The organism is Aliirhizobium sp. YIM B11859 (assembly GCF_057163345.1).
The window spans coordinates 455,333-482,084 of record NZ_JBXHAY010000003.1 but is presented as its reverse complement, the minus strand read 5'-3'; the positions used below and the strand labels follow the sequence as shown (position 1 = coordinate 482,084).

The following is a 26,752-nucleotide window of genomic DNA, read 5'->3' as shown; positions in this document are numbered from 1 at the left end:
AACCGTTAATGGCATCAGCAACGAATTGCTCGCGCCGCGTATGGCGGTGCAAAATTGCTGGCGGCAACCATGCCGATCTCGTAAACACGAGCCCGCAGGCGGCGGAGGAATCACCATGGCATTGTCGGAAAACACGCGCGGGGCGCTTTTTATGGCGACCGCGATGGCGGTGTTTGCCTGCAATGACGCATTGGTCAAGGCGCTGACCCATGATCTGAGCATCCCGCAGATCATGGCGGTGCGCGGCGTTATGACCACCGCCCTCGTCTTCGCCGTCTCGGTTTTCATGGGGGTAAAGCTGTCGCTTCGCACCCTCACCCATCCGCTGGTCCTGTTGCGAACGGGCTTCGAACTGGGCGCGACGCTCACCTATTTCAACGCATTGGCGCGGATCGATTTCGCCGCTGCCGCGTCGATCATGCAATCGCTGCCGCTGGCTGTCACGCTCGGCGCCGCATTGCTGTTTCGCGAGCCGGTCGGCTGGCGGCGCTGGAGTGCCATCATCGTCGGGTTCCTCGGCGTGCTGCTGATCATCCAGCCGGGACCGGAGGGGTTCTCGACGGATGCGCTGTTTCCGCTCTGCGCCGTTTTTTTCACCGCCGCCCGTGACCTGACGACACGGCGGATGTCGGCGGAGATCCCGACGCTGCATGTCACTCTGTTCACCTCGTTCATCATCATGGTCGTCGGCTTTATCCTGATCGTGCCGACCGGAGGCTGGCAACCGATCTCCGGTTCCAACTGGGCGGTGCTGGCGCTGACGGCGGTCGCGGTTTTCTGCGGCTACCAGACGGTGATCCTGGCGATGCGCGCCGGCGACATATCCTTCGTCGCGCCGTTCCGTTATACGAGCCTGATCTGGGCACTGGTCATCGGCATTCTGGCATTCGGTGAAAAGCCGGGAACATTCGTGCTCGTCGGTGCCGCAATCGTCATCTGCTCCGGCCTCTACACGTTCTATCGCGAGAGCCGGCGCGCCAGCGATACGGCAAAGACCGCAGCCGTATCACCCAACGAGGGATGAGGTCGCAGGCGGGAAAGGCCGTACAGGGAACGCATATGGCACTTGTGACCACGCCACCGGGTTTTATTCTCGCCGGCGGCAGATCGAGCCGGATGGGCACCAACAAGGCATTGCTGACGCTCGGCGATAAAAGCGTGCTTGCGCATGTCGTCGACCGGCTCTCACCGCAGGTCTCAAAGATTGCCATCAATGCGCCAGCTGCCTTTCCCGGTTTCGAGACGCTCGGCCATATCGAGGACAGCGCCAGCGGCCAGCTCGGCCCGCTGGCCGGCATCCTTACCGGCATGCGCCACCATGCGGGCCTTTTGCGCGAGACCTCGCATTTCCTCACCGCGCCCTGCGACAGTCCCTTTCTTCCGACGGATCTCGCTGCACGGTTGATCGCAGCCTGCGATAGCCCGCAGACCATCGTTATCGCTTCATCGCTTGGCCGCCGGCATCCGGTCTTCGGGCTCTGGCCGGTTGCGCTTGCCGATGCGTTGGAGCAGTGGCTGATCGTCGACGACAACCGGCGTATCAACGCCTTTCTCGACCATCACCACGCGGTGACCGTCGATTTCGCGTCATTCGAGACCAGCGCTGGACCGCTCGATCCGTTCCTCAACATCAACACACCCGAGGACCTCGCACATGCGCAGGCCTTCGCGGAGACGCTCGCATGACATCGATCCCGACATCGGCCACACCGGCATTCGGCATTTCCGGCTGGAAAAACTCCGGCAAGACGGGGCTGACTGTCCGGCTGGTGAGCGAACTCACCGCGCGCGGCTACCGCATTTCGACGATCAAGCATGCCCACCACGACTTCGACATCGACAAACCCGGCGCCGATTCATTCCGTCACCGCGAGGCAGGAGCCGAGGAAGTGGCGATCGTCTCCGGCACACGCTTTGCCATCATGCACGAGCTGAGAGGCGCCGCCGAACCGACGCTTGCCGAAATCCTGTCACGGATAGCGCCTTGCGATCTGGTGCTGGTCGAAGGTTACAAGCGCGAGCCGATCCCGAAGATCGAACTGCGCCGGCTGGAGTCCAAAAGCCGTGAGCCGTTTTATCCGAACGATGCGCATGTCATGGCCATCGCCGCGGACCATCCGGTCGAAGAGACCACCCTGCCCGTCTTTCATCTCGACGACACGGTTTCGATCGCCGATTTCATCGTCAAAACGACCGGTCTTGCCAAACGATAAAAGCCGCCGGCCCTTCGACCGACGGCTTTGCTTTTTCAAGCCGATACCAAACCTTACTGGTTCGACGCGACCGGCTTCACCAGCGGCGTGATACGGCGGATGGTGACGCGGCGGTTTTCCTGGTTCGGACCCGTTGTGCGGACCTTCAGGAACTGCTCGCCATATCCTTGCGTCGCCATGTTTTCCGGCGGGATGCCGTAGACATCGGTCAGCACGCGCGCCACCGATTCCGCCCGCTGGTCGGAGAGGACGAGGTTGTCCTGATCCGAACCGACGGCATCGGTATGGCCCTCGATCAGGAAGGTCTCGGACGGATCCTTGTCGAGCACCTGCTTGATGCCATCCGCGACATTGCGCAGCGAACCGGCCTGGTTCATCGAGATCGTCGCACTGGCCGTGTCGAAGGTGATCGTATCGAGATCGATACGGCGCACCTTGTCACGCAGGCGGGCCGAATAACGGACTTCATCCATTGAATAGACGCGCTCGACCCGCTCGACGGGCGGCTTTTCCAGGAAGCGGTAGTAGTCGCGATCCGGTTCGGCCGAAGTGTCGGCGATATAATCGTCGAGCGGAACCTGCAGGCGCATCGGCGGCAGATCGTCGCCCGGGTCACGCCAGACATAATTCGCATCACGCGTCTCGTTGGCAAGCTGCGGTGCGTAGGACAGGATATATTCCCGGCCATCGGGAGCGACGCGCGACCGCTGCACGACTTCGCCGTAGCGGTTGCGGATGGTGACGATGCGCGTTCCGTCCTCACGCTCGATGACTTCGCGGACACGGCCCTGGCTCAACTGATCATATTCCGGCGGACGACGATCGTCGTAAAAACGGCGGCTGTCGTCATGACGAATGACTTCCTGGTCGTCGATCCGCATGAAGACGCGGCCATCGTCGCGGTCACCATATCCGGGAGGCGGCGGCGGGTTGCCCTGCTGGCCCTGGTTCTGACCCTGACCGACGGCATAACCGACTGCCGCACCAAGAGCTGCCGCACCAAGGACTTCCCATCCGTTCTGGCGTTCGAATTTCGGACGCTTGTCGAGGCGCTTGCCACGCTCCTGATCGGCGTCGCGTACCGCCTGCTGCTCCTGCTGGCGCGACATGCCGGGCCCTTGAGCATCGGCATCGGAGCGCGGCGGCGGACCAGGCGGCTGATCGGGCACCTGATTGCGCGGCGGACGACCCTGCTGGGCCGGCTGCTGGCCGGCCTGCTGACCCGATTGCGCCGGCTGGCCGGGCTGATTGCGGCCGTCTGCAGGCGGACGCCGGCTCGGCTGCTTGGCGCTGTCGAGCACCGCCGCACCGTTTTCGACCGGAAGCACTGCCTGTTCGCCGGGCTTTGCGGCCTTCGGATCCTTGGCGATCTCCTTGGCACGCTCCACCTGCTGAGGTGTCGTTGCCGTCTGCGGAGGCTGGGCCGGACGCGCATTGCCGGGTTGCTGATCGGCTCCCTGACCGGCCTGCTGGTTCGCCGGCTGCTGAGCTGGCTGGGCTTGGCCGGGCTGAACCTGAGCGGGCCTGGGCTGGCCGGGCTTGGGTTGACCGGGCTGAGCCGGCTGCTGGGCCTGGTCCGCCTGGCGAGCCGGGTTTGCGGGCTGATTTGTTTCACCCTGATCGGCCTGCTGGCGCGGTGGCTTCGGCGCCTGCTGCGGCTGTTCGGCCTGCTGCGTTGCCCCCTTCTTCGGCGGCTGGGCATCGGGTGCCTGTTCGGCATTCTGCTGGCGCGGCTTTGGTGGCTGCGGCTGGGCCTGATCCGGCTGGGACGCGCGGTTCGCCGGCTGGTTTGTTTCACCCTGATCGGCCTGCTGACGCTGTGGCTTCGGCGCCTGCTGCGGCTGTTCGGCCTGCTGCGCTGCCCCCTTCTTCGGCGGCTGGGCATCAGGTGCCTGCTCGGCATTCTGCTGGCGCGGCTTGGGCGGCTGCGGCTGGGCCTGATCCGGCTCGGCCGCGCGGTTCGCCGGCTGTTTGGGTTCACCCTGATCGGCCTGCTGGCGCTGAGGCTTCGGCGCCTGCTGCGGTTGTTCAGCCTGCTGGGCGTCGCGCTTCTTCGGCGGCTGGGCATCGGGTGCCTGTTCGGCATTCTGCTGGCGCTGCGGCTTCGGGGCCTGCGGCTGTTCGGCCGACTGAGCGTCCCGCCTTTTCGGCGGCTGGGCGTCCGGCGCCTGATCTGCCTGCTGTTCACGCCTCTGGGGCTTCTGACCGCCCTGTTGGCCACCCTGCTCTCCGGCCTGATCGCCACCCTTGTTGCGCCCCTCGGCGCGCGGGCGTTCGCCCTGCTGCGGTTGACCATCGTCGCGCTTGGGACGCTTCTTGCCCTCGCCCGGCTGACCATCCTCGGGGATGATCTGCTGCTGGACGCGGACAATGCCCGGATTGGCTATCTGACCCGCAGTGGCCTGAATCGGTGCGACATCAAGCCCCAACGGCATGGCGCTGGCCGGCTGGATGATCAGCGGCAGGGACAGGACCGGGGCCGCCACGCTGGCAAACAGTCTGGATCTCATCGACACTTTCATCGACATGGCAATTTCCTTCTTTTGGCGTTTCATCCCGATCGTCCATTTGTGCCTTACACGGGCGGACTTTAGCGGCGTCTCAACTGCATTTGCCCGAATTTTGTTCCATTCGAGGCGAAGCAGCAGGCTTGCCCATGATCGGGACCAAAGTCTGAACGGCGCTTGAACGGCCTGTTCACCAGTTGTGGAGCAAGGAGTTGTGAAGCCCGGGGTTGCCGGTCAAAATGCCGTTGCAATTTTTCCGGAGCCGGTATCTATAAAAACCAAGGCGTGGCTGCGCCCTGTCCCTGCGGCGAAGAACCCTTAGAAAACGACGCCGGGCTACCAACAGAGAGGACCATCATGAAAATTTCCACCCGTGTGCTTGCCGCCGCATCGATCGCTGCAATGTCGATCTTCGCCGGCTCCGCAATGGCTGCCGACAAGCTCGTCATCGGTACCGATTCCACCTACCCGCCCTTCGAATATGTCGATGCCAGCGGTCAGTTTCTCGGCTTCGACATGGATATCGGCCGTGCGCTCTGCACCCAGATGAAGGTCGAATGCACCTTTGTCAGCAATGACTGGGACGGCATCATTCCGGCCCTGCAGGCCAAGAAGTTCGACATGATCCTGTCGTCCATGTCGATCACGCCGGAACGTTCCGAACTCGTCGACTTCACGAACAAGTATTACAACACCCCGCCGGCAATCGCCGTGCCGAAGGATTCGACGGCAAAGACCATCGAGGACCTCAAGGGCAAGACGATCGGTGCCCAGAGCTCGACCACCCATGCCAACTATGCTGAAAAGCACCTCGGCGATACCGAGCTGAAGCTTTATCCGACCGCCGACGAATACAAGCTCGACATCACCAATGGACGCGTCGATGCCGTCATCGACGACGTCGTCGTTCTGTCGGAATGGGTCAAGTCGGATGCCGGCGCCTGCTGCAAGATCCTGACGACCCTGAAGAGCGATCCGGAAATCAACGGTATCGGTGCCGGCATTGCCGTCCGCAAGGGCCATGCCGCGCTGAAGGACAAGCTCAATGCCGCGATCGTGGCGATCCGCGCCGATGGCACCTACAAGAAGATCCAGGACAAGTATTTCGACTTCGACGTTTACGGCGAATAAGAAATCCACTGCCGAAACCGGCCAAAAATGGCGGAAGGCTTGCCCTTCCGCCATTTTTGTTTGACAACAACCAAAACAAGGCGGCCGAGACCGCGATAAGGGGACGATGAATGGGCGGATTGTTTTCCGCGCTCGGCAGCATTTTGGGCGACGTTTTGACCTGGATCTCGACCGTGTTCGATCCGTTCTGCGGGCCCGTCGGACTTCTTAGCCTGTTCGGCAACGCGACGATCCTTGCCTGCGGCGATACCGGCTGGGGTGACGAGATTGCCGCCGGCATCCGGATCACCATCACGGTTGCGCTGTGCACATTGCCGATCGGTCTGATCATCGGCTTCATCGTGGCGCTCGGGCAGCAGTCACAGGACCGGCTTTTGAGACTTGCGGCCGGCATCTACACGACGATCTTCCGCGGCATGCCCGAACTGCTGACCCTGTTCATCATCTATTACGGTGCGCAGATCCTCATCCAGTCGGTACTCGCCTCCCTCGGTTATGACGAGCGGGTGGAGATCAACGCCTTCGTCGCCGGCATGATTGCCTTGTCGGTCGTGTTTTCCGCCTATTGCTCGGAAGTCCTGCTGTCGGCCTTCCGCGCCATTCCGCATGGCCAATACGAGGCCGGCGATGCGCTGGGCCTGCGGCGCTGGCGGACGATGATCCTGATCATCCTGCCGCAGTTGGTAAGGATCGCGCTGCCGGGCCTGAGCAATCTGTGGATGATCCTGTTGAAGGACACGTCCTATGTCTCGATCATCGGGCTCGCCGATATCCTGCGCCAGACGAATGTCGCGGTCCGGGTGACGAAGGAAGCCTTCTTCTTCTACGGCCTCGCCTGCCTGATCTATCTGGCGCTTGCCATCATTTCCTCCTTCGGCCTCGGCTTCATCGAGCGCTGGGCCAGGCGTTCGGAGGTCGGCAGATGAGCCATATCAGCGAACTTATCGGTCCGCGCCCTGCCCCTGCGGTGGTCGATCGACCGCTCACCGGTGCGCGCGTTCTCGGCCTGGGCCTGCTGGCCGTATGGCTGCTGATTGCCATCGCGCTCGTTGCGATGGTCGTCACCGGCTGGGACATGGCCAAGATCGAACGCTACGGGCCGCGTTATCTGCATGGGCTGTGGACAACGGTGTCGCTGGTCGGGCTCTCGGTGCTGCTCGGGGCCGTGATCGCCCTGCCGCTCGCATTCGCGCGCATGTCGAAGAACCGCATCATCGGCGGGTTCGCTTATGCCTATGTCTATTTCTTCCGCGGCACACCGCTGCTTGCCCAGCTGTTTGTCGTCTATTACGGGCTCGGCGGTTTCAGGCCGCAGCTCGAATCCATCGGTCTCTGGTGGTTCTTCCGCGAAGCCTGGTATTGCGGCCTGTTCTCGCTGACGATCAACACCGCCGCCTATCAGGCGGAAATCCTGCGCGGCGCGATCGAAAGCGTCCCCAACGGCCAGAGAGAGGGTGCAGCGGCACTCGGACTTTCGAAAACGATCGCCTTCCGCAAGGTGATCCTGCCGCAGGCCCTGATCGTCGCGCTCAGGCCCTATGGCAACGAGATCATTCTGCTGATCAAGGGATCGGCGGTCGTCTCGATCGTCACGGTCTATGACCTGATGGGCGAGACACGTTACGCCTTCTCGCGGACCTTCGACTACCAGACCTATCTGTGGGCGGCGATCTTCTATCTGGCTATGGTCGAGGCGCTGCGGCATATCTGGGCCTATATCGAGCGGCGGCTGACGCGCCATCTGGTGCGCTGAAGCGCAGCATGATCTTCCAGATCGTGCTGCCTGCTTAGGCTCGTTGTTTTCGAAGCATATCCCTGTTTCGAAAACGATGCCCCGCTGCGGAGAGATAGTTAGCAGCACTCACGACGCATTGATGCTAAACCTCTGATACAACAGATAAAAACGCCACAAACGGTATTCATCAAGCTTCCGTTAAGCATGACATGGTCACCTGATGGTGACGCATCCGATGCGTCGCCAAAAAGGGAACAGCAAATGTCGGACCTCGAAATGATGCTGAGAGGCTACGGCCTCACCACTGCCGAGATCTTTTATCGCATGCCCGATCACCCGGCTCTTCTGCAGAGTTATGTCTGGCAGAACTACGATCTCGCCCCCGATTTTCCCGAGATGAACGGGTTCCTGAAATTCTGGCAGGAAACGCTCGACGGGCCGTTGCATTCGGTGCGCTACGTGCATCGCAAGCTGATTTCGGCCAGCGAATGGCGCGCGGTCAACGGCGAGATCATCCTGCACTGACGACCTGACCACGACCCTGTCCGGCCAAATCCCCGGCGTCACGATTGCCAAACGTCCTGATGACGCTTAAAGCGCTCGCGACATCAAGAGGTGAAGGCTATGGCGAAGATCGACGAAGAAGCATTGGCGGAAGCCTATAACCGCGCGCTTGAGCTTGAAAAGGCGGGCGATCTGGACGCGGCCGTGAAGGCCTACCGGCAGGTTCTGGAAATCGATCCCGAGGACCATGGCGGCGCGGCCGTCCGGATCGCTTCGATGGGGTTCGGTGAAGCGCCGCCCAAGGCGCCGGACGCCTATGTCGAGACGCTGTTCGATCAGCATGCGGAAAGCTTCGAAGACATTCTGGTCGACCAGCTCGGTTACGCCGTGCCGGTGATGGTACGCCAGCGGCTGCAGGAGTTGAAGCTCGGCCCGTTCAAACGGATGCTCGACCTTGGTTGCGGCACGGGGCTCACCGGCGGCGCATTGCGCGACATGGCTGACGACATTACCGGCATCGACATCTCCGAAAACATGGTCGAAATCGCCCATGAGAAGGATCTCTACGAGACGCTTTATGTCGCCGAAGTGGAGGACTTTCTCGAAGACAATGATGACGAGGACTTCGATCTCGTCACCGCCACCGACGTACTTCCCTATCTCGGCGCTCTCGAACCGCTGTTCTTCGGAACGGCGGAAAACATGGTCGCCGGCGGGCTGTTCATCTTCTCCTCCGAGGCCTTGCCCGAGGGCGATGCCAAGACCACCTATGCGGTCGGTCCACACCAGCGGTTCCTCCATGCACCCGCCTATATCCTGGCACGGCTTGCCGATACCGGATTCGAGCTTGTCGAGATGACCGATATCAACGTGCGCATGCAGGACGGCAACCCGAGCCCGGGCCATCTGGTCATCGCGAGACTGAAGGGCTAGTTTCTTCGCCGCAACGGAGAACGGCCCGATGACGCCGGAGCGCTATTTCATTGCCCAGGCCTATAACAATGCCTGGGCCAATCACCGGCTGTCGAAGGCCTGCGCACTGCTGTCACCGGCAGAACTTGTGGCACCGCGCCAAAACTTCTTTCCGTCGATCATCCACACGCTGAACCACATTCTCACCGTCGACTGGCTTTATATCGGCGCGCTGGAAGGTGACTGTCCGGGCAAGGCGGCGTTCGATCCGGAAATCCCGTTTCCCGACTTCGCCGATCTCGACCGCGAGCAGCGCATGGCAGACCGCCGGCTGATCGATTACTGTCGTCTTTTGACCGTCGAGAATTTCGAGGCAGAGGTTCGTATCCCGCGCGACACCCATGTGCAGGTCGAGACGGCGGACCGCATCCTGCTGCATCTTTTCCAGCATCAGACCCACCATCGCGGCCAGGTGCATGCGATGGTGTCCGGCACGTCGGTCAAACCGCCGCAGCTCGACGAATTTTTTCCCGCAGATCCGGCCGAACAGGCATTGCGAGCACAAGATCTCGCAGAACTCGGCCTTACCGAATCCATCATCTGGAGTGAATGAGAATGCTGTATTTCGTCATCAAGGCCCTGCACCTTCTGTCCGACTTCCTGCTGATCGGCGGCATGCTGATCAACGCCTTCGTGATTTCCATGGTGCCGGCGCCGATCCGTGTCGGTGTCATCGTCGCGTTGAGGAAATACGATCGCACGGTGACGACGGCAGCACTTGCCGGCGCCTGGATCTTCGGTCTCTGGCTCGCCTTCGGTTACACCGGTTTTGCCGGCAATGGCTGGCTGCACGGCAAGCTGCTGCTGGTGGTGATCCTGTCGGCCCTTCATGGCATGCAGCAGGCGGCGATGCGCAAGATGGCCGCCGACCCGAAGCTCGATCCGAACGCCTTCGTGCGGCTGGGCATGCCGATCATCCTGATCTGTCTCGTGCTGATCGTGGCACTTGCCGTGATCAAGCCGTTCTGATCGGTAACAGAGCCGCTTTTCCGGCTGCAGAGCCGTTACACAGGCCCTCTCCAATCGCTTCCGCCGCAAAACAGCCTGCTTTGGGTTGTCGCAAGGAGTGGTTGAAAAACCGATGCAGAATCGGAATCTGGCTAAGATCCAGACTGGAGAGGGTTTGATGAGCGAAAATCGGGAGAGAGTGCACATTGCCGTGTTGTTCGGCGGGCGATCGGCCGAACACGACGTGTCCGTGCTTTCGGCCACCAATGTGATGAATGCTCTCGATCCGGCCAGATACGACGCCCTGCCGATCTTCGTCGATCGGCAGGGCCAATGGCTGCTGAGCGCCTTCGAAGGTGGCAGGCTGGCAAAGCCGTCAGGCGGGACACAGCTGTGCCTGGTGCCCGGAGGTCTTGGCCGCATCGTCGCAATCCCTGCCGGTGGCGCATCATACGAGTTGCCGGGCATCGACATCCTGTTTCCCGTCCTGCACGGCCTGCATGGCGAAGACGGCGCGGTGCAGGGGCTGGCGGAGGTGGCGCGCGTGCCACTTGCCGGATGCGGCATTCTCGGTTCGGCCAATGCCCTGGACAAGGATATCGCCAAAAGGCTGTTCATCGAGGCAGGAATATCGGCGGCCCGCTCGGTGACGATCCATCGTGACGACATGCCAGGCTTCGACGCATTGAGCCATACGCTCGGTCTGCCCATCTTCATCAAGCCGGCCCGCCAGGGATCGTCGGTCGGGGTCAGCAAGGTGTCGACCGAGGCCGATTACGAAGCGGCTTTATCGGAAGGTTTTCGACACGACAGCAAACTGCTGGCCGAGGAGTTCGTCAAGGGACGCGAGATCGAATGTGCGGTGCTGGAAGATGCGGACGGCACGCTTTTCGTCTCGAAGACCGGAGAAATCACCCCGGCTGAAAGCCACGGCTTCTATTCCTACGACGCCAAATATATCGACGAGGACGGCGCGGCCCTGATCGTGCCGGCCAACCTTGAGCCGCAGATCGAGGACGAAATCCGGGCGCTGGCCATTCGTGCCTTCCGGGCGCTTGGTTGCGACGGCATGGCACGTGCTGATTTCTTCCTCACCGCAGACGGACGGATCCTCGTCAACGAACTCAACACCATTCCCGGCTTCACCAATATCAGCATGTATTCCAAGGTGATGGCAGCAAGCGGCGTCAGCTATCCGCAGGTCATAGACCGCCTCGTCGTGCATGGGCTTTCGCGGGCACGCCGATCGATCTGATCAGCGCGCCGACCGGCCCCGGCACACAAGGGAGGCTTCAGCCTCTTCCAAGGATCGTGTCGAGCAGCTTGCCTTCCAGTTCCGCCAGGACCGGATCGCCGTGTCGCCGCAGTCCGGTCCGGGGAATTTCGAGGTCGAGGCTGATACGGCCCTCATCGAGCACGATCACCCGGTCGGCCAGATGCACCGCTTCGGCCACATCATGGGTGACAAGGACCGCGGTAAAGCCGAGTTCGCGCCAGACATCGGTCACCAGATCCTGCATGCCGATACGGGTCAGCGCGTCGAGTGCGCCGAGCGGTTCGTCGAGCGCCAGAAGGCCCGGACGGCTGACGAGGGCGCGCGCCAGCGCCACACGCTGGCGCTGACCGCCCGATAGTTTGGACGGCCAGTCGCTTGCCTTTTCCGCAAGCTGCACGGCTGAGAGCGCCCGTTCGGCTTGCTGCCGTTCCCTCGCCTTGGTGACGCCGTCGCCGAGGCCGACGGCGACGTTATCCGCGACCGAGAACCATGGCAGGAGCCGGGGCTCCTGGAAAACGATGCGGGCATTGGCGTCGACCGCCTCGCCATTGCCGTCATGGAAGGCGATCTCGCCGCCGGTCGGCTCGTCGAGGCCAACCAGAAGACGCAGCAGCGTGCTCTTGCCGCAGCCACTCTTGCCGACAATGGCGATGAACTGGCCAGCGGGCACGTCGAGATCGATGCCCTTCAGCACCTGATTGTCGCCGAAACTTTTGTCTACGCCGCGCAATGTCAGGCCTGCCGGTTGCGGCCGGACCTCGATTTCGTCATCCACCTGCGCTTCGACCGGCTGAAAATTCAGGTATTCGACAAGCTCGCTGTCGGAGATGAAGGCCAGCGGCGACTGATAGGGTCCGATCGGCATATCCTGCTCCTTAAGTCTGGTAAACCGGGTTCCAGGCGAGTGCCCGGCGCTCCAGCGATCTGGCGACGACATCGGCGAGTTTTCCGAGCGCCGCATAGATGACCAGCGACAGCACGACGACGTCGGTCATCATGAATTCGCGGGCAGTGTTGGCCATGTAGCCGATGCCGGAATTGGCGGCGATCGATTCAGACACGATCAGCGTCAGCCACATGATGCCGAGCGCATATCGGAGGCCGACAAAAATCGACGGTAGTGCCCCGGGGAAAATCACCTTGCGGAACAGCGACCAGCCGCTCATGCCGTAGATCCTGCCCATCTCGATCAGGTCGCGATCGACGTTCCTCACCCCGTGATAGGTGTTGAGATAGACCGGAAAAAGCACGCCGAGCGAAGTGAGGAAGAGTTTTGCCTCCTCGCCGATGCCGAACCACAGGATGACCAGCGGGATCATCGCCAGATGCGGAATGGTGCGCAGCATCTGCAGGGTCGTGTCGGTCAGCTGTTCGGAGAGTTTTGACACGCCGTTGGCAATGCCGAGCAGGAAACCGATCAAGCCGCCGAGTAGCAGCCCCGCCAATGCCCGCGCGCCGCTGACTGCAATGTTTTGCGCCAGTTCCCCGGACAGCAGACGCTCCCAGAAAGCTGCAACGACCGCCACCGGCGCCGGCATGATCCGGTCGGCAATGATGCCGGCCGACGAACCGGCCTGCCAGAGCAGCACCAATGTCACCGGCAGGAGAAAAGGCAAAAACGCCCCTTTGGGGAGGGTGCGCGAACGATTGCCCGCTCGCGCACCTTTCTCCACCGCAGCCCTGGGAGGGGATGTCGCGCCGGCCCTTGCGGCCGGCCTGTTGTCTTCTTCGACCAGTCGCCTGATCCGGCGTCCTTCCGAAAACGTGTCGACCGTCGTCATCGTGTTTTCCTCTTGCCGGTTGAGATCAGGATGCCGCGACGGCGCGGATGGTCGAGTGGCCGCCGCCGCCGAACAGATGCTTTTCACCGCCGAACTCGTTGCCGAAACCGGCACGCTGCTCCTCGCGGGTAATGCCCAATTCAGGAAACAGCAGCTCCGCCACGCGGTAGGCTTCTTCGAGATGCGGATAACCGGAACCGATCACCGTCTCGATGCCGAGTTCCTGATATTCGCGCAACCTTGCCGCCACCGTCTTCGGCGAGCCGACCAGGGCGGTACCGGCACCCGAACGCACCAGCCCGATACCGGCCCACAGGTTCGGCGAAACCTCCAGCTTGTCGCGGCGTCCATTGTGAAGTGCTGCCATCCGGCTCTGGCCGACACTGTCGGAATCTTTTGCGAAATGGGCCTGCGCCTTGGCAATCGTTTCGTCGGAAAGCTTCGAGATCAGCCTGTCGGCCGCCTCCCAGGCTTCCTCGTCGGTCTCGCGCACGATGAAGTGGAGGCGAATGCCGAAGGAAACCTCCCTGCCCCGCTTTTCGGCGGCGGCACGCACGGCCTTGATCTTCTGTTCAACCTGTTCCGGCGGTTCGCCCCAGGTCAGATATTTGTCACCGCGACCGGCAAAAAATTCGATGCCGGCATCCGACGATCCGCCGAAATAAAGCGGCGGGCGCGGCGCCTGGATGGTCGGGAAACCGAGCTTGGCATCCTTCGCCTTGATGTGCTTGCCGTCGAGATCGGCATGGCCGGTCGTCACCAGATCCTCGAAGACCTGGAAGAATTCTTCCGCGTGGGCATAACGCTCGTCATGCTCGAGAAAGATCCCGTCGCCGGCAAGTTCCGACGGATTGCCGCCGACGACGATATTGAGCAGCAGACGACCGTTCGACACCCGGTCGAGAGCTGCCGCCAGACGTGCATAATAGGCGGGTGCAGCGGTGCCGGGACGGATGGCAACCAGGAATTTCAGCTTTTCGGTGAAAGGCGCAAGTGCTGCCGCCGTGACGAAGGATTCCTCGCATGACACGCCGGTCGGCAACAGCACGCCGGAATAGCCGAGCCGGTCCACAGCCTGTGCAAGCTCGCGCAGATAGCGGTGTTCGGGCGGGCGGTTCAGCTCGCTTGCGCCGAGATAGCTGCCGTCGCCAGCGGTCGGAATGAACCAGAGAAAATCGATCGGTTTTGCTGCTTTGGTCATTTTGAAAATCCTTGGTCTCTATCGGCTTTGCGACGGAATTCGGTTCAGCTCGCCTTCGGGCGCCAGACGATGTCGCTGACGTCGAGTTTGCGGGGAATGATCTTCAGATCGTAAAATTCGTCGGCCAGCGCCTGCTGATAGGCGACGGCCTGATCCGAGACGGTCGACACAGCACCGAGATCGGCGCCCTTGCGCGACAGCACCACTTGTGTGACCTTTTCCGGCACGCCGGTGATAGAGGCGATCGCCTTGACCGTATCATCGAAATTGGCCTGTGCCTGGCCGCCGACCTTCTTCAGCTCGTCGATCACCTCGACGATCAGCTCGCCGTTTGCGGCGGCAAAATCACCATTGCCGAGGAAATAGCTCCAGCTGTCGACGATGCCATCGGCGGTCACCAGCACCCGCGTCTGCGGGTCGGCCTCGGCAATTGCCGTGTAAGGATCCCAGATCGACCACGCGTCGATCGAGCCGGTCTTGAAGGCGGCCGCCGCATCCGGCGGAGCCAGATCGACAAGCGTGACATCGGTGGGTGCCAGTCCGCCCTTGCGCAGTACCTTGACCGCGACGTTATGGGCGCTCGATCCCCGCTTGAAGGCGAGCCGTTTCCCCTTCAGGTCTTCGATCTTCTCAATCGAGCTGTCCTTATGGACGAGAATGGCGGAGCCTTCCGAACTGCCGCGATAGGTGCCGACATACACGAGATTGCCGCGGGCCGCCTGGGCAAACAGCGGCGGCACGTCGCCCGTTGGGCCGAAATCCAGTGCGCCGGCGCCGAGCGCTTCCAGAAGCGGCGGGCCCGAGGTGAATTCCGACCAGCTGACCTTGATGCCGCGATCGGCAAACCGCTTTTCCAGCGCGCCCTGGCTTTTGGCAAGCGCCAGCACGCCGTTTTTCTGCCAGCCGATGCGCAATTCCTTGGTCGCGGCCCGCGCACTGCCTGCAAGAGGCAATGTTGCAGCGGCGGCTGCCGCACCGATGAGGGCAAGTGCCTGCCGGCGGGTCTGTGTCAGTGTCACCATGGATTGAGCCCTTTCCTCTCTCCTGGATCGCAATCGGCCATGCTCCCCATGACCGCGATCCGTCGATGACCAAAGGCTCCCATACTCTAGCGGCTTGGTCGACATTCCGGCGTTTCAAAAAAACCGGCTAAAAGGAGATTTCATTTCTCCATTTCGAGCGGATCGGAATGCAAAACTGCTAGTCGATGCAGCCGCGGCCAATTGCGGAAAATCATTTTCATGACCTGCCCGCTTTCCGCCGGCCATGCTTTGTTCCAGTTCTCGGGGCTTGGACAACATGGACGTTGGCATGGCGAAAGCGGCATCCACCAATTTCGATGTGATGGGGTTCCCGATGGCGGGACATCTCAGCCGGAAAGGTGGCCATGACGTCACCGGCCATAACCGCAGCGCCGCAAAGGCGCTCGACGCGGCCGCGAAATCGGGTGGCCAAGGCATAAGGAAGACCGGAGCCACGACTGCCGAAGCGGCCAGGCATGAGGACTTCGCCTTTACCTGTGCCGGTAATGACGACGATCTCCGTTCGGTGACAAAAATCGCCAAGGGTCCAGCCGGCTCCTGGCAGATGGAAAACCGCCAAAAGACGATGGATCAGGGCAAATATGATTTTCGCTTTGCCGCCGATTGTATGCGCAAGGATCGTGAGATCGTCCTCACCGAAGCACGGCCAACGGCGCCAAGCTACCACTGACCGCGCTTGTCGACCCGTTCTACGGCGACGTGCAGGCCATGGACAGCAATTGCTGGGACACGTCCGCTGACTGCAAGACTGGAGCAGAAATGGATGCCCAAAGCCGGCTTCCGCAACGAAACTCAACCCGTGCCCGGGCAATACAGGTTGACCGGCGCATCAACTCAATGCGCACATCAGAGCATGATGCGACGATCAGGCGTACACTCGGCCTCATAACCGGACATCTCAGCCTTAGGCACCCGGTTGCCCGAAAATTCCAGATTGGGCGACCTCAGTCGTCGCCTGCCTTCTGGTTGTCGATCATCATGTAGTCGAGCGGCAACTCGGTCGTGTATTTGATCTGCTCCATGGCGAACACCGAGGAGACGTCGCGGATCTCGATCTTGGCGATCAGGCGCTTGTAGAAGGCGTCATAGGCTGCGATATCCGGCACCACGACGCGCAGAAGATAATCGACGTCGCCGCTCATGCGGTAGAATTCGACCACTTCGGGGAAATCGACCACGACTTCGGAAAAGCGTTTCAGCCATTCGATCGAGTGGCTTGCAGTGCGGATCGAGACGAAAACGGTGACTTTCGTGTTGACCTTGCCCGGGTCGAGCAATGCGACGCGGCGGCGGATGACGCCATCCTCTTCCATCTTCTGGATACGGCGCCAGCAAGGGGTCGTGGAGAGACCGACCTTCTTGGCGAGATCTGCAACGGCGAGCGTGGAGTCTTCTTGCAGAATGCGCAGAATCTTGCGGTCGAGGCGGTCCATCAACGTTCCCTTTCGAAATGATTTTTCATTATAGACCTATTTCTGAGCAGTTAACCGAAATTCTTTCCTCTTATCAAGCTATCCACAGCCTGCCTCAGAACCGGCAGCACGTCTTGTTCAAACCAGGGATTGGACTTCAGCCAACCGCTATTGCGCCAGCTCGGATGTGGCAGCGGCAGGATCCTTGGGCCGTGATTGACCAGAAAATAATCACGCCAGGATCTCACCGTTTCGGTCATGCTCTGCCTGCGGCGCGCGCCGAGATGCCAGGCAGCGGCATATTGGCCGATAACGAGGATCGTGTCGATCTGCGGCATGGCCGCCATGACGGAGGGTCGCCAGGCCGGCGCACATTCCCGTCTCGGCGGCAGATCGCTGCCCTTTGCATCATAACCGGGAAAGCAGAAGCCCATCGGCACAATGGCGATGCGGCTTTGGTCGTAGAATTCCTCACGCGTCACCCCCATCCAGTCACGCAGCCGGTTTCCCGAGGCGTCGTTGAACGGCAGGCCGCTCTCATGAACCTTCAGCCCCGGGGCCTGACCGGCAATCAGCAACCGCGCCGTCGAAGACAGAACCGCAACCGGACGCGGTTCATGGGGAAGCGGATCGCCCTTTTGCGGCTGGTCGCGACAAATGCGACAGCCGGAGATCGACGCGCTCAGGATGGCTGTCAGATCCCGACCGGTCACGACCATGGCAGCAGTCTCTTCAACTGCTCGAAGATAGCGTCGATGCCGGAGCTGGCCTTTGCGCTATCGTCTTCCTCCCGAGCGGCGAGACCTCTGGCCTTGCGCCACGCCCTCGGCATATCGAAGGGTCCGGACCAGATGCCCTTCCCCTCGTTTTTCGCCGCAGCCTCCTCGCCGCTATAGCCATCCGTTGCAACGGCCATTCCCTGCCGCACCAGTTCGGCATTGATATCCACCTCCGCCGACCGACAGTGAACCAGCACCCGGCCATAACGGTCTCTGGCCGAGCCGGAACATTCGGCCTGCGCTGACGCTGCAAATCTCGACAACGCCTTGCGCGCGGCATCACCGCACATCCAGGCATTGGCCCCATCGCCGCCGCAGGTCTGGTCCGCCTCCGGGGCATCTATGCCCAGCAACCTCAGCCGCTCTGCGCCCGCCGCAAGCGTGTCGCCGTCGATGGCGAAGAACGGTCCTGTGATGCGGGTATCGTTGCTCAGGTCGATCTTGGCGACGATCAGCGAGGCTAGAATGAGGAAGGCGCCGAGGAAAAGGCCATCCTTCAGGATTTTGGCAAGACGGGTCACAATCCGGTCCCAATCACAAACGGAAGCTTCAGGAAATTGGCAAACAAAACCTTTCGAGGCAGTATCTTCTTAAGGTTTGGAACATAAGCTCTCAATAATCCGAGGAAGTAGTTCACAACCAATGAGTAGCGGCGTCAGTACCTCGACCGACAAGATCATCGTTGATCGATCGCGCGGCCATCGCAACAAGGCGGTATCGAAGGCCGTTCGCGCAACGCGTGAACGTCTGCAGCTGTCCGACAGCGGCAACCAGGCCTTCGACAAGGACATGCTGTCCATGCATGTCAATACGGTGCTCCAGTCGGCTGCCGTCTTTCCACTGTTCGTCGCCATCGTCGCCGGCATCGGCATGTATCTGTCGCCCAGCGCCAATCTTCTCGCCTGGGCGCTTCTTATGCTCAGCCTGCATGCGCTCAATCTTCTTCTGGCGCGCCGTTTCTCCCGCAAGGAGGTCGCTGCAACGCAAGCGACGAAATGGCGCCACGGGCTGCTCTGCGCCCAGGTGATGCTCGGCGTCGGCTGGGCACTCTTTGCCTACCAGTCCTGCCCCGCTTGCGGCGGCGACGGCTTCTATTTCTACAAGGGCGCGGTGCTGCTGTTTGCCATCTCGATCACCGCGATGAGCAGTTTCATGCTGCGCCAGGGCGTGCTGATCGGTTTTCTGCCGGTGGTTGCGGTACTGCTGTTTTCCGCCGTCACCTCCAGTCACCTGCTCGATATCGGCCTGCTGGCGATCTGCGCCACGGCCATCGTGTTCTTCCACTTTGTCGGCGACAGGCTTTACCGCACCAATCTTACGCTGATGTCCTATCAGTCGGAAAAGGACGATCTGATTGCCGAGCTGGAAGTGGCCAAGTCGATGTCCGACGAAGCGCGCCGGCGGGCCGAAGAGGCCAATCTGGCTAAATCGCGCTTTCTGGCGTCGATGTCGCATGAGTTGCGGACACCGCTCAACGCCATCCTCGGATTTTCCGAGGTGATGAGCTCGGAAGTGCTCGGACCGCTGCCCAACCCGACCTACCGCGAATATGCCGGCGACATCCACAGTTCCGGAGAGCACCTGCTCAACCTCATCAACGAGATCCTCGACCTGTCGCGCATCGAGGCTGGCCGCTACGATCTCAACGAGGAATCGCTGTCGCTGCTGGAAGTGGCCGAAGATTGTATCGGCATGGTGCAATTGCGCGCCCGGGCAAAGAACATCTCGATCAGGTCGCAGTTCGAACCGGAGATGCCGCTGGTCTGGGCCGACGAAAAGTCGATCCGGCAGGTCATTCTCAACCTGCTCTCCAATGCGGTGAAATTCACCTCGCAGGCGGGCGAGATTTCGGTCAAGGTCGGCTGGACGGCCGGCGGCGGCCAATATGTGTCGATCAGGGACAATGGTCCGGGCATACCGGAAGAGGAAATCCCGATCGTGCTGTCGGCTTTCGGCCAGGGATCGATCGCGATCAAGAGCGCCGAACAGGGCACCGGTCTCGGTCTGCCGATCGTTCAGGCAATCCTTGCCAAACATGACGGGCAGTTTGTGCTGCGCTCGAAGCTGCGCGAAGGCACCGAGGTGATCGCCATCCTGCCGGCAACAAGGGTGATGCAGAGCCTGCCTGCCGTCGAGGATGCCCCACTGATCGAAAAGCGCCGCCGCAGCTTCGCCTGACCGGGCCGCCAAGGGGCCTTTCACGCTATGAGTTTCAGGTGCATATTGGCACCATGACCACACTTCTCGACATGGCCATCGAAGCCTCCCGTGACCTTCCCGCCGACCTGCAGGACGAGCTTGCACGCATCATGCTGACCTTCGTCAACGAAGGTCGGGACGCTTATGAATTGACGGCGGAGGAAAAATCTTCTTTCGAAAAGTCGCTCACGCAAGCCTCGAATGGCGAGTTTGCATCGGCAGACAGGATCGAATCCATCTGGTCGAGATACGTGAAGTGAAGCTGCGCTATACGCCGGAAGCAGCCGATGACCTGGAGCATCTCCTCGCATATCTGGCTGACCAGTCTCCCTTGGCGGCGGAACGTGTCGCCAAGAGAATTCAGGAGGTGCTTGTCCGCTTGCGCGAATACCCTTTGACCGGCACAACGACCAACCATCGGGACATGCGACGCATAACCATCAGCCCCTATCCCTATCTGACCTATTATCTGGTCTCCGAGATGGAGATCATTGTTGTTGGTTTCCGACACGCCGCGCGAAATCCCGGCACGATGCCTGATGCCAGTCAGACCTAATTTGGCGACCGAGTATCGACTTTCCCTTGCGAAAAATCTTGCTGCGATGTTTGGAATATCCCGCAGGCGATGCGAAGGCCCACGACACATCTACCGACCACGATCCTCGAAACGGCGCCTGCTTTCCCTCATCCGGATTTCCTGGCCCGCCGCCCAGGATTGGGCGTGTTCGGCGACGTGAAAGACGCGTTCGGTCACCTGCCCGTCTTCGCGCACACGGACAATCCACCTGAAGTCATTTTCGAAAACTTCGACCTTGTTATCGGGCAAGTTGATCGATCCATATTCTTCAAAATATGACAAATGCTAATTTTACTGCCTTGCCGTGTCCAGCCCCAAGATGTCGCACTGGCGGCCGGAACAACGCAGCACAGGTTTCCTGACGCCGGCACCAACATGCCAGCGCGTCGATCACATTCGGGATTTATCCGGTCAGAAAAACGCGCGGATCACGACGTAGAGCGCGTAAAGTCCATTGGCGGCCAGCAGGCAGAAGACGGCGAACGAGCCGAGATCCTTGGCATGGCGGCCGACGATCGAGATTTCGGGAGAGATACGGTCAACCAGTTCCTCGATCGCGGTGTTGAGCGCCTCTACGGCAAACAGGATCAGCATGAGGATGAGGAAGACGACATAGTCGGTCACCCCGGCGCCGATGACGGCAAACAGTAAGAGGCCCAGTGCAAAGGCGATGACCTCGTGGCGGAAGGCTTCCTCCTTCCACAAGCGCAGCAGGCCCTGCATCGAATAACGGGTCGCCGCCAGGATGCGACGGACACCGCTCGCCTTTTCGATCCTGTTGTCGAGCGGTGTCTTTTTCATCGGCTCTCGCTATGCCTTGTCGGAGACGCCGGCCTGGCCGAAGGTCGCCATGCCTGAATGGCAGGCAGCCGCCGACTTGACGATACCGGCTGCAAGGGCTGCCCCCGTGCCCTCGCCGAGCCGCATGCCGAGTGCCAGAAGCGGTGTCTTGCCGAGCTTCTCGATCGAGCGCAGATGACCCGGTTCGGCCGAAACGTGGCCGATCAGGCAATGGTCGATGGCGGAGGGGTTGGCGGCCTTGAGGATGGCAGCCGCTGCCGTCACGACATAACCGTCGAGCAGAACCGGGATCTTTTCCATGCGGGCAGCGAGAATGGCACCGGCAATCGCTGCGATCTCGCGGCCACCGAGGCGGCGCAGGATTTCGAGCGGATCGTCGAGATGATCCTTGTGCAGTTCGACCGCCTGTTTGACGACGGCGATCTTGCGGGCCATCAGCTCGCCATGCGAGCCGGTACCCGGGCCCACCCAATCCTCGGCCTCGCCGCCATAAAGCGCCAGATGGATGGCGGCGGCGATGGTGGTGTTGCCGATGCCCATTTCGCCGAGGCAGAGAAGATCCGTGCCGCCGGCGATCGCTTCCATGCCGAAAGCCATGGTGGCGGCGCAATCGCGCTCGGAAAGAGCCGCCTCTGTGGCGATGTCACCGGTCGGATATTCGAGCGCCAGATCGAATATCTTCAAACCGAGATCGTGGGTGACACAGATCTGGTTGATAGCCGCACCGCCTGCCGCAAAATTCTCGACCATCTGCTGGGTGACAGAAGAGGGATAAGGGGTGATGCCGTGGCGGGTGACGCCGTGATTGCCGGCAAAGATCGCCACCAGCGGGCGGTTGATCGCCGGCGCCCTGCCCGTCCAGGCAGCGAGCCAGAAGGCGATCTCCTCCAGCCTTCCGAGCGCACCCGGCGGCTTGGTCAGCTGCGCGTCGCGCTCGCGGGCATCGACCAGCGCCCGCGGGTCAGGCCCCGGCAGGTTGGCGATCAGGTTGCGGAAATCGTCGAAAGGCAGGCCGCTGACGCTCATGGATCAAGTCTCTCTCGTATTGACCGGCGCGCTTGTGTTTGCCGGCAAATCGCGCTTTGTGTGCGCTTCTCTTAATCGCCGAAGCATGGAGCGACAACTGCCAAACGCGACCGATTTTATCGCCGACCTCGCCCGCTCGGTGGCATTCCTCAGCCGTATCCCTGTTCCGGACCGGTTTTTCCTCGGGCAAAGCGGCTCGTTTTCGCGTGCAGTGCGGGCATTTCCGCTTGCCGGCGTGCTGATTGCGCTCGTCCCGGCACTGCTTCTGTATGCGATGTCGCAGGCCTGCGATCCGCTCGTCTCGAGCCTGATCGCGCTTGCGGTGATGACATTGATGACCGGGGCGCTGCACGAGGACGGACTTGCGGATGCGGCCGATGGTCTCGGCGGCGGCCGCGACAAGGAACATGCGCTTGCGATCATGAAGGACAGCCGCATCGGCTCCTATGGCGTCGTCACGCTGATCCTCGCCTTCGGCCTCAGGATCGCGTCGCTTGCGGCGCTGGCAAAAGCCGATGCCAGCCTGTCGGCGGTTTCCATTCTGGCGGCCGCATCGCTCAGCCGGGCGGTGATGATCTGGCACTGGAGCGCGCTTCCACCTGCCCGCACCAATGGCGTGGCGGTCTCGATCGGCGCGCCGGAGCGCACCGCCCGCAATGTGGCGCTTGTCATCGGTGGCGTAATGGGGCTGATCTTCGTGGCCTCCCATCTTGGGCTGGGGGTCGCCGTGTTCGTCGCCCTGGTTGCCGCGGTCTTCGGGCAGCTGTTCACCGCCTTCGTGCGCCGCACGATCGGCGGCCATACCGGCGATACGATCGGCGCGACCCAACAGATCAGCGAGATCGCGGTGCTGACCACCCTTGCCCTGATCGCCTGAAACCACGATATAGATGTGATGATTTCGCCCTGTATCCTGATCTGCTCGATCGACGTGAAGACCGGCTACTGTTTCGGATGCGGCCGCACGCGCGACGAGATCGCGGGCTGGATCGATTATTCCGATGCAGAACGATCCTCCATTATGGAGGCGCTGCCCGCCCGGCTGGAAACGGTAGAGCGCAAGCCGCGACGCGAGACGCGGCGCCGGCGCATGGCCGACGAGCGGATGGCTGGCGAGCGGATGGCGAAAGACGAAAAGGCCGGGGAGACGCAGAGTTCATGAACGGCCTGACCTTCGTCCTTCTGGTTCTGGGCGCTGGTTTGGCGCTGCTTGTCTTCAACCATGATTCGGGCCGTACCTTCGGTATCGACAACAGCGACTTCGGCCAGCTGATCTATCTCATTCCGATCGCCGGCCTGCTCGGCGCCGGCATTGTTGCCGGCCGCCGTGGCAATCGAAGCGAGGCGCTGTGCAACCTTGCCATCTGGCTGGTGATCATCATGGGACTGGTGGCCGCCTATCTTTACCGGGGCGACGCCAGCCAGTTCGCCGGCCGGATGATGGCCGGCCTGATGCCCGGCCGCGCCATCGTCGTTGATGGCCGGGATGGTCAGGAAGTGATCATCCAAAAGGCGCTCGGTGGGCATTTCAAGGCCAATGTCGTCGTTGACGGCAAGACAATCCCGATGCTGATCGATACCGGCGCCAGCAGCATCGTGCTGTCCTTCAACGATGCCAAGTCGATCGGCATCGATACCAACGGGCTTGCCTATACGATCCCGGTGATGACCGCCAACGGCCGGGCGATGGCCGCGCCGGTCAGCCTTGACGAGATCGCCATCGGCCCGATCTCGCGCCGCAATCTGCGCGCCATGGTGGCCGAAGACGGAAGGCTCGACGAAAGCCTGCTCGGCATGAGTTTTCTGTCGACCTTGAGTTCCCTCAGCATGCAGACGGACGAATTGCGGCTGCGGGACTAAGACCGACGGGTTCTGCCTCGTCGTGCCCGATGGTCGGCACATGGCCCCGAATGCCAAAAGGCCATGGATTTGCAAGAGTGGCGAAATATATGCGCGCTCGGGCACTTATGCGGGCGATGTTAACGGAACTTTCCCCCAGGTTTCCGGTTATCGATCCCATCGCTACGTTTAACAATGATGTACAAGGCTCCATGAACCGTCATTCTGTCGACCTTACGAATTGCGATCGCGAGCCGATCCATTTGCTCGGTGCCATTCAGCCAATCGGCTTCCTGCTCGCTCTCACCCTGGATTGGATCGTTGCAAGGGTCTCCGCCAATGTGGCAGAGTTTCTGCCCTCAGTGGATCGCGACCTCATCGGTCGTCCGCTTGACGAGATATTCCTGCCCGAAGCCATTCACAGCCTGCGAAACAGGCTTGCGACGCTGCGAGGCGCGAACGCCGTCGACAAGGTTTTCGATGTAAAACTCAACAATCAGGACTGCCTGTTCGACGTGGCCGTCCACACATCCAGCGGGCAGATCATCATCGAGGCGCAGCCATCCTCAAAAAGGCATGGCGACGCTACCAGCATGGTGAGATCGATGATCGCCCGGCTCGAGACGATGAGCGAACCAGCGGCCTTCTACACGGAGGGTGCCAGGCAGGTTCGCGCCCTCACGGGCTTCGATCGGGTCATGGTCTATCGGTTTGCCGAGGATGGATCAGGTGAGGTCGTCGCGGAAACCTGCAAACCCGGTATCGGTTCGTTCAAGGGGCTTCATTATCCAGCGAGCGACATCCCGGTACAGGCGCGGGAATTGTACAAGCGAAACCTGCTGCGTGTCATCTGCGACGTGGATGCCGCGCCTGTGGCGATCCATCCGCAGCGGGACGAAAAAGGGCAGCTGCTCGATCTTTCCTATTCGATCCTTCGGTCCGTCTCGCCGATCCATATCGAATACCTGAAAAACATGGGCGTCCGCGCGTCCATGTCGATCTCGATCATCGTCGATGGAGAACTCTGGGGCCTGTTTGCATGCCATCACTACTCGGCTAAATCGCCAAGCTTTGAAGCGCGCTCCGTCTGCGAGCTTTTTTCCCAGATGTATTCGCTACGGCTGGAAAGCCGTGAGCGCAAGGAAATCATGGAATATGAGCGTCGGGCGCGGGACATTTCCGACCAGCTCCTGGGTGCGGTCGCAACCAATGAACAGCTTCTCAACGACCCTGAATGGCATGCCGGCATTCTGACAGATGTCATTCCGGCCGAGGGGGTCGGTGTATGGATCAACGGCAATTATGCCTTCTGGGGCGTGACGCCGTCGACGGAGCAATTCGCGCGGATCGTAAGGGCGCTGAACAGTGCGGCCGCGACCCGTGTGTTTGCCACGGATGAAATCGCCTCGCTCATTCCCGAAGCGGAGGAATATGCCAACAGCGCAGCGGGCATGCTCGCCATCCCCATCTCACGTTCCCCGCGAGACTACGTCATCCTGTTTCGCAAGGAACTGGTCCATTCGGTGCGGTGGGCGGGCGACCCGCATAAGCCCGTAGAATACGGCCCCAACGGACCGCGCCTGACCCCGCGTGAAAGCTTTGCCGAATGGCAGCAACTTGTGAAAGGTCACAGCAAGCCATTCTCCGCCTCCGAGAAACGTGTGGCGGAAACCCTGCGGGCGACGCTGATCGAAGTGGTTCTGCGGCTCGCCAGCGAAGCCAGTGCCCAGCGCGACGCGGCAAACAGGAAGCAGGAGGTCCTAATTGCCGAACTGAACCACCGGGTCCGCAACATCCTTGGTGTGATCCGCGGCCTGATCCGGCAGGCCAAGCCTTCATCCGAGAAGATTGAGGACTTCGTAAACCTGGTCGACGGTCGCATTCATGCGCTGGCGAGGGCACACAACCAGATAACCGACGACCATTGGGGACCGGCACCGATCAGAGCCCTGATCGATGCGGAGGCACGCGCCTTTCTCGACGAAAGGGACAATGGAATTCATGTCTCGGGCGAGCATGTGCTCCTCAATCCGCAAGCCTATTCCACGATGGCGCTCGTCGTGCACGAACTCGTGACCAATTCGACGAAATACGGCAGTTTGTCGAACGGCGGACGAGTCGATGTTTCGTGGTATCGCACGGAGGACGGGGGATTGCGGTTCGAATGGCAGGAACGGGGCGGTCCACCTGTCCAGCCCCCGTCCCGCAAAGGATTTGGAACCACCATCATCAACCGCTCGGTTCCATACGACCTTGGCGGCCAGGCGAATATCGAATACGCGTCGACCGGGGTCAGGGCGACGCTGCAAATTCCCGCGCGCCATGTGTCCGAGAAGACAGGACTACAGTCACCGACCCCGCTGAGGCATACCAGACACTCCCCGGCCCATCCGACGAACAAGATTCAGGAGAAGTTCCTTGTCGGCCAGAAGGTGCTTCTGGTCGAGGACAGCCTGATCATTGCGCTCGACGCCGAGGATATACTCGATCGGTTGGGGGCCGAGGTCATGACGGCGTCTTCCGTGGAAAGTGGTCTTGAGGTCATTGATAGCGAGCCGCCGACCATGGCGGTGCTCGACATCAACCTCGGCGATCAGACGAGCTTTACGGTGGCTGACCGGCTCGATGATCTGGGAACACCCTTCATCTTTGCAACGGGATATGGCGAGCAGGCCGTATTGCCGGACGCTCATCTGCACAGAACGGTCGTACAGAAGCCCTATACGCTCGAGGGTATTGCCCGTGTGCTGGAAGAGCTGATCGAAGGTTAGAACAATTGGGCGACGATGTCTGCTCATGCGGCATTGT

Annotated in this window: 29 protein-coding genes and 1 pseudogene; 19 read left to right on the top strand and 11 right to left on the bottom strand. The window is 61.2% G+C overall.

Translation table 11 applies throughout. The features are described 5' to 3' along the window. Positions 1–115 precede the first annotated feature (115 nt). Genes AC2GXZ_RS14605 through mobB form a run of 3 tightly spaced genes read left to right on the top strand, consistent with a single transcriptional unit; the run spans position 116 to position 2,213 of the window. A complete protein-coding gene (locus AC2GXZ_RS14605) occupies positions 116–1,024 on the top strand; it encodes a DMT family transporter (protein WP_483759886.1) in 909 nt (302 codons plus the stop codon). Positions 1,025–1,059: 35 nt separating this feature from the next. Next, complete coding sequence (gene mobA, locus AC2GXZ_RS14600; RefSeq protein ID WP_483759885.1) at positions 1,060–1,686, top strand: molybdenum cofactor guanylyltransferase MobA; 627 nt, start codon at positions 1,060–1,062, stop codon at positions 1,684–1,686. Then, positions 1,683–2,213 carry a molybdopterin-guanine dinucleotide biosynthesis protein B gene (gene mobB / locus AC2GXZ_RS14595; protein WP_483759884.1) on the top strand — a complete coding sequence of 177 codons (531 nt, stop codon included), beginning with the start codon at positions 1,683–1,685 and terminating at the stop codon, positions 2,211–2,213. Before mobA ends, mobB begins: the two co-directional genes overlap by 4 nt. Before the next feature lie 53 nt (positions 2,214–2,266). Here the strand turns inward: mobB and AC2GXZ_RS14590 are convergent, their stop codons facing one another. Further along, positions 2,267–4,768 carry an OmpA family protein gene (locus AC2GXZ_RS14590; RefSeq protein WP_483759883.1) on the bottom strand — a complete coding sequence of 834 codons (2,502 nt, stop codon included), beginning with the start codon at positions 4,766–4,768 and terminating at the stop codon, positions 2,267–2,269. 309 nt (positions 4,769–5,077) lie between these two features. On the opposite strand from AC2GXZ_RS14590, the gene AC2GXZ_RS14585 reads away from it, so the two are divergent. The 8 genes from AC2GXZ_RS14585 (at position 5,078) to AC2GXZ_RS14550 (ending at position 11,265) form a co-directional block, all read left to right on the top strand. Then, positions 5,078–5,851, top strand: a complete 774-nt coding sequence (locus AC2GXZ_RS14585) for a transporter substrate-binding domain-containing protein (RefSeq protein WP_483759882.1) — start codon at positions 5,078–5,080, stop codon at positions 5,849–5,851. Between the two features lie 110 nt (positions 5,852–5,961). Then, the gene (locus AC2GXZ_RS14580) at positions 5,962–6,777 is read left to right on the top strand and encodes an ABC transporter permease (RefSeq protein ID WP_483759881.1); all 816 of its coding nucleotides are present in this window, start codon (positions 5,962–5,964) and stop codon (positions 6,775–6,777) included. Then, a complete protein-coding gene (locus AC2GXZ_RS14575) occupies positions 6,774–7,604 on the top strand; it encodes an ABC transporter permease (RefSeq protein WP_483759880.1) in 831 nt (276 codons plus the stop codon). Before AC2GXZ_RS14580 ends, AC2GXZ_RS14575 begins: the two co-directional genes overlap by 4 nt. Positions 7,605–7,847: 243 nt before the next feature. Continuing rightward, on the top strand, positions 7,848–8,111 hold the full coding sequence (locus AC2GXZ_RS14570) for an usg protein (protein WP_483759879.1): 264 nt from the start codon (positions 7,848–7,850) through the stop codon (positions 8,109–8,111). A 99-nt stretch (positions 8,112–8,210) separates the two neighbouring features. Then, the gene (locus AC2GXZ_RS14565) at positions 8,211–9,023 is read left to right on the top strand and encodes a class I SAM-dependent methyltransferase (RefSeq protein WP_483759878.1); all 813 of its coding nucleotides are present in this window, start codon (positions 8,211–8,213) and stop codon (positions 9,021–9,023) included. A gap of 28 nt (positions 9,024–9,051) precedes the next feature. Next, positions 9,052–9,615 carry a DinB family protein gene (locus tag AC2GXZ_RS14560; RefSeq protein WP_483759877.1) on the top strand — a complete coding sequence of 188 codons (564 nt, stop codon included), beginning with the start codon at positions 9,052–9,054 and terminating at the stop codon, positions 9,613–9,615. A gap of 2 nt (positions 9,616–9,617) precedes the next feature. Beyond that, positions 9,618–10,031 (top strand): CopD family protein, encoded by a 414-nt coding sequence (locus tag AC2GXZ_RS14555; protein ID WP_483759876.1) that lies wholly within the window; start codon positions 9,618–9,620, stop codon positions 10,029–10,031. Between the two features lie 157 nt (positions 10,032–10,188). Beyond that, positions 10,189–11,265 (top strand): D-alanine--D-alanine ligase family protein, encoded by a 1,077-nt coding sequence (locus tag AC2GXZ_RS14550; RefSeq protein ID WP_483759875.1) that lies wholly within the window; start codon positions 10,189–10,191, stop codon positions 11,263–11,265. A gap of 37 nt (positions 11,266–11,302) precedes the next feature. Here the strand turns inward: AC2GXZ_RS14550 and AC2GXZ_RS14545 are convergent, their stop codons facing one another. Genes AC2GXZ_RS14545 through AC2GXZ_RS14530 form a run of 4 tightly spaced genes read right to left on the bottom strand, consistent with a single transcriptional unit; the run spans position 11,303 to position 15,290 of the window. Beyond that, on the bottom strand, positions 11,303–12,151 hold the full coding sequence (locus AC2GXZ_RS14545) for an ATP-binding cassette domain-containing protein (RefSeq protein ID WP_483759874.1): 849 nt from the start codon (positions 12,149–12,151) through the stop codon (positions 11,303–11,305). A 10-nt stretch (positions 12,152–12,161) separates the two neighbouring features. Further along, positions 12,162–13,067 (bottom strand): ABC transporter permease subunit, encoded by a 906-nt coding sequence (locus tag AC2GXZ_RS14540; protein ID WP_483759873.1) that lies wholly within the window; start codon positions 13,065–13,067, stop codon positions 12,162–12,164. Between the two features lie 25 nt (positions 13,068–13,092). After that, positions 13,093–14,268, bottom strand: coding sequence for an FMNH2-dependent alkanesulfonate monooxygenase (gene ssuD / locus AC2GXZ_RS14535; protein ID WP_483759872.1), 1,176 nt, complete (start codon positions 14,266–14,268; stop codon positions 13,093–13,095). Positions 14,269–14,312: 44 nt separating this feature from the next. Further along, positions 14,313–15,290, bottom strand: coding sequence for an aliphatic sulfonate ABC transporter substrate-binding protein (locus tag AC2GXZ_RS14530; RefSeq protein ID WP_483759871.1), 978 nt, complete (start codon positions 15,288–15,290; stop codon positions 14,313–14,315). Positions 15,291–15,579: 289 nt separating this feature from the next. Here AC2GXZ_RS14530 and AC2GXZ_RS14525 point away from each other — a divergent pair. Then, positions 15,580–16,049, top strand: a pseudogene (locus tag AC2GXZ_RS14525) (NAD-binding protein); the annotation flags it as partial. A 206-nt stretch (positions 16,050–16,255) separates the two neighbouring features. On the opposite strand, the gene AC2GXZ_RS14520 reads toward AC2GXZ_RS14525, so the two are convergent. The 3 genes from AC2GXZ_RS14520 to AC2GXZ_RS14510 are packed head-to-tail and all read right to left on the bottom strand — an operon-like array spanning position 16,256 to position 18,023. Next, positions 16,256–16,744, bottom strand: coding sequence for an Lrp/AsnC family transcriptional regulator (locus AC2GXZ_RS14520; RefSeq protein WP_483759870.1), 489 nt, complete (start codon positions 16,742–16,744; stop codon positions 16,256–16,258). Between the two features lie 50 nt (positions 16,745–16,794). Then, a complete protein-coding gene (locus tag AC2GXZ_RS14515; protein WP_483759869.1) occupies positions 16,795–17,442 on the bottom strand; it encodes a uracil-DNA glycosylase family protein in 648 nt (215 codons plus the stop codon). Continuing rightward, entirely contained in the window at positions 17,433–18,023 is a 591-nt protein-coding gene (locus tag AC2GXZ_RS14510; RefSeq protein ID WP_483759868.1) for a thermonuclease family protein, read from the bottom strand. Before AC2GXZ_RS14510 ends, AC2GXZ_RS14515 begins: the two co-directional genes overlap by 10 nt. Positions 18,024–18,144: 121 nt before the next feature. Between AC2GXZ_RS14510 and AC2GXZ_RS14505 the strand changes: the two genes are divergently transcribed. Genes AC2GXZ_RS14505 through AC2GXZ_RS14495 form a run of 3 tightly spaced genes read left to right on the top strand, consistent with a single transcriptional unit; the run spans position 18,145 to position 20,257 of the window. Beyond that, a complete protein-coding gene (locus tag AC2GXZ_RS14505) occupies positions 18,145–19,680 on the top strand; it encodes a sensor histidine kinase (RefSeq protein WP_483759867.1) in 1,536 nt (511 codons plus the stop codon). A gap of 53 nt (positions 19,681–19,733) precedes the next feature. Then, on the top strand, positions 19,734–19,961 hold the full coding sequence (locus AC2GXZ_RS14500; RefSeq protein WP_483759866.1) for a hypothetical protein: 228 nt from the start codon (positions 19,734–19,736) through the stop codon (positions 19,959–19,961). Continuing rightward, the gene (locus AC2GXZ_RS14495) at positions 19,958–20,257 is read left to right on the top strand and encodes a type II toxin-antitoxin system RelE/ParE family toxin (RefSeq protein ID WP_483759865.1); all 300 of its coding nucleotides are present in this window, start codon (positions 19,958–19,960) and stop codon (positions 20,255–20,257) included. The genes AC2GXZ_RS14500 and AC2GXZ_RS14495 overlap by 4 nt, the downstream gene beginning before the upstream one ends. A 90-nt stretch (positions 20,258–20,347) precedes the next feature. Here AC2GXZ_RS14495 and AC2GXZ_RS14490 read toward each other — a convergent pair whose 3' ends face one another. The 3 genes from AC2GXZ_RS14490 to cobT form a co-directional block, all read right to left on the bottom strand. Beyond that, positions 20,348–20,527 (bottom strand): hypothetical protein, encoded by a 180-nt coding sequence (locus AC2GXZ_RS14490; protein WP_483759864.1) that lies wholly within the window; start codon positions 20,525–20,527, stop codon positions 20,348–20,350. 162 nt (positions 20,528–20,689) lie between these two features. Then, positions 20,690–21,079: a diacylglycerol kinase gene (locus tag AC2GXZ_RS14485; RefSeq protein ID WP_483759863.1), complete on the bottom strand. Its 390-nt coding sequence runs from the start codon at positions 21,077–21,079 to the stop codon at positions 20,690–20,692. A gap of 9 nt (positions 21,080–21,088) precedes the next feature. After that, the gene (gene cobT, locus AC2GXZ_RS14480; protein ID WP_483759862.1) at positions 21,089–22,105 is read right to left on the bottom strand and encodes a nicotinate-nucleotide--dimethylbenzimidazole phosphoribosyltransferase; all 1,017 of its coding nucleotides are present in this window, start codon (positions 22,103–22,105) and stop codon (positions 21,089–21,091) included. A gap of 85 nt (positions 22,106–22,190) precedes the next feature. Here cobT and cobS point away from each other — a divergent pair, with 85 nt between their 5' ends. From cobS to AC2GXZ_RS14460, 4 genes are all read left to right on the top strand, one after another. Continuing rightward, on the top strand, positions 22,191–22,982 hold the full coding sequence (gene cobS / locus AC2GXZ_RS14475) for an adenosylcobinamide-GDP ribazoletransferase (protein WP_483760258.1): 792 nt from the start codon (positions 22,191–22,193) through the stop codon (positions 22,980–22,982). An 18-nt stretch (positions 22,983–23,000) separates the two neighbouring features. Then, positions 23,001–23,267, top strand: a complete 267-nt coding sequence (locus tag AC2GXZ_RS14470; RefSeq protein WP_483759861.1) for a DUF1289 domain-containing protein — start codon at positions 23,001–23,003, stop codon at positions 23,265–23,267. Further along, positions 23,264–23,965 (top strand): retropepsin-like aspartic protease family protein, encoded by a 702-nt coding sequence (locus AC2GXZ_RS14465; RefSeq protein ID WP_483759860.1) that lies wholly within the window; start codon positions 23,264–23,266, stop codon positions 23,963–23,965. The genes AC2GXZ_RS14470 and AC2GXZ_RS14465 overlap by 4 nt, the downstream gene beginning before the upstream one ends. A 191-nt stretch (positions 23,966–24,156) precedes the next feature. Beyond that, on the top strand, positions 24,157–26,715 hold the full coding sequence (locus AC2GXZ_RS14460; protein WP_483759859.1) for an HWE histidine kinase domain-containing protein: 2,559 nt from the start codon (positions 24,157–24,159) through the stop codon (positions 26,713–26,715). Positions 26,716–26,752: the final 37 nt, after the last annotated feature.

Coding starts and splice junctions, on each gene's coding strand:
- AC2GXZ_RS14605 (WP_483759886.1), top strand. CDS start 116: ATGGCATTGTCGGAAAACACGCGCGGGGCGCTTTTTATGGCGACCGCG.
- mobA (WP_483759885.1), top strand. CDS start 1,060: ATGGCACTTGTGACCACGCCACCGGGTTTTATTCTCGCCGGCGGCAGA.
- mobB (WP_483759884.1), top strand. CDS start 1,683: ATGACATCGATCCCGACATCGGCCACACCGGCATTCGGCATTTCCGGC.
- AC2GXZ_RS14590 (WP_483759883.1), bottom strand. CDS start 4,768: ATGAAACGCCAAAAGAAGGAAATTGCCATGTCGATGAAAGTGTCGATG.
- AC2GXZ_RS14585 (WP_483759882.1), top strand. CDS start 5,078: ATGAAAATTTCCACCCGTGTGCTTGCCGCCGCATCGATCGCTGCAATG.
- AC2GXZ_RS14580 (WP_483759881.1), top strand. CDS start 5,962: ATGGGCGGATTGTTTTCCGCGCTCGGCAGCATTTTGGGCGACGTTTTG.
- AC2GXZ_RS14575 (WP_483759880.1), top strand. CDS start 6,774: ATGAGCCATATCAGCGAACTTATCGGTCCGCGCCCTGCCCCTGCGGTG.
- AC2GXZ_RS14570 (WP_483759879.1), top strand. CDS start 7,848: ATGTCGGACCTCGAAATGATGCTGAGAGGCTACGGCCTCACCACTGCC.
- AC2GXZ_RS14565 (WP_483759878.1), top strand. CDS start 8,211: ATGGCGAAGATCGACGAAGAAGCATTGGCGGAAGCCTATAACCGCGCG.
- AC2GXZ_RS14560 (WP_483759877.1), top strand. CDS start 9,052: ATGACGCCGGAGCGCTATTTCATTGCCCAGGCCTATAACAATGCCTGG.
- AC2GXZ_RS14555 (WP_483759876.1), top strand. CDS start 9,618: ATGCTGTATTTCGTCATCAAGGCCCTGCACCTTCTGTCCGACTTCCTG.
- AC2GXZ_RS14550 (WP_483759875.1), top strand. CDS start 10,189: ATGAGCGAAAATCGGGAGAGAGTGCACATTGCCGTGTTGTTCGGCGGG.
- AC2GXZ_RS14545 (WP_483759874.1), bottom strand. CDS start 12,151: ATGCCGATCGGACCCTATCAGTCGCCGCTGGCCTTCATCTCCGACAGC.
- AC2GXZ_RS14540 (WP_483759873.1), bottom strand. CDS start 13,067: ATGACGACGGTCGACACGTTTTCGGAAGGACGCCGGATCAGGCGACTG.
- ssuD (WP_483759872.1), bottom strand. CDS start 14,268: ATGACCAAAGCAGCAAAACCGATCGATTTTCTCTGGTTCATTCCGACC.
- AC2GXZ_RS14530 (WP_483759871.1), bottom strand. CDS start 15,290: ATGGTGACACTGACACAGACCCGCCGGCAGGCACTTGCCCTCATCGGT.
- AC2GXZ_RS14520 (WP_483759870.1), bottom strand. CDS start 16,744: ATGGACCGCCTCGACCGCAAGATTCTGCGCATTCTGCAAGAAGACTCC.
- AC2GXZ_RS14515 (WP_483759869.1), bottom strand. CDS start 17,442: ATGGTCGTGACCGGTCGGGATCTGACAGCCATCCTGAGCGCGTCGATC.
- AC2GXZ_RS14505 (WP_483759867.1), top strand. CDS start 18,145: ATGAGTAGCGGCGTCAGTACCTCGACCGACAAGATCATCGTTGATCGA.
- AC2GXZ_RS14500 (WP_483759866.1), top strand. CDS start 19,734: ATGACCACACTTCTCGACATGGCCATCGAAGCCTCCCGTGACCTTCCC.
- AC2GXZ_RS14485 (WP_483759863.1), bottom strand. CDS start 21,079: ATGAAAAAGACACCGCTCGACAACAGGATCGAAAAGGCGAGCGGTGTC.
- cobT (WP_483759862.1), bottom strand. CDS start 22,105: ATGAGCGTCAGCGGCCTGCCTTTCGACGATTTCCGCAACCTGATCGCC.
- cobS (WP_483760258.1), top strand. CDS start 22,191: ATGGAGCGACAACTGCCAAACGCGACCGATTTTATCGCCGACCTCGCC.
- AC2GXZ_RS14470 (WP_483759861.1), top strand. CDS start 23,001: ATGATTTCGCCCTGTATCCTGATCTGCTCGATCGACGTGAAGACCGGC.
- AC2GXZ_RS14465 (WP_483759860.1), top strand. CDS start 23,264: ATGAACGGCCTGACCTTCGTCCTTCTGGTTCTGGGCGCTGGTTTGGCG.
- AC2GXZ_RS14460 (WP_483759859.1), top strand. CDS start 24,157: ATGAACCGTCATTCTGTCGACCTTACGAATTGCGATCGCGAGCCGATC.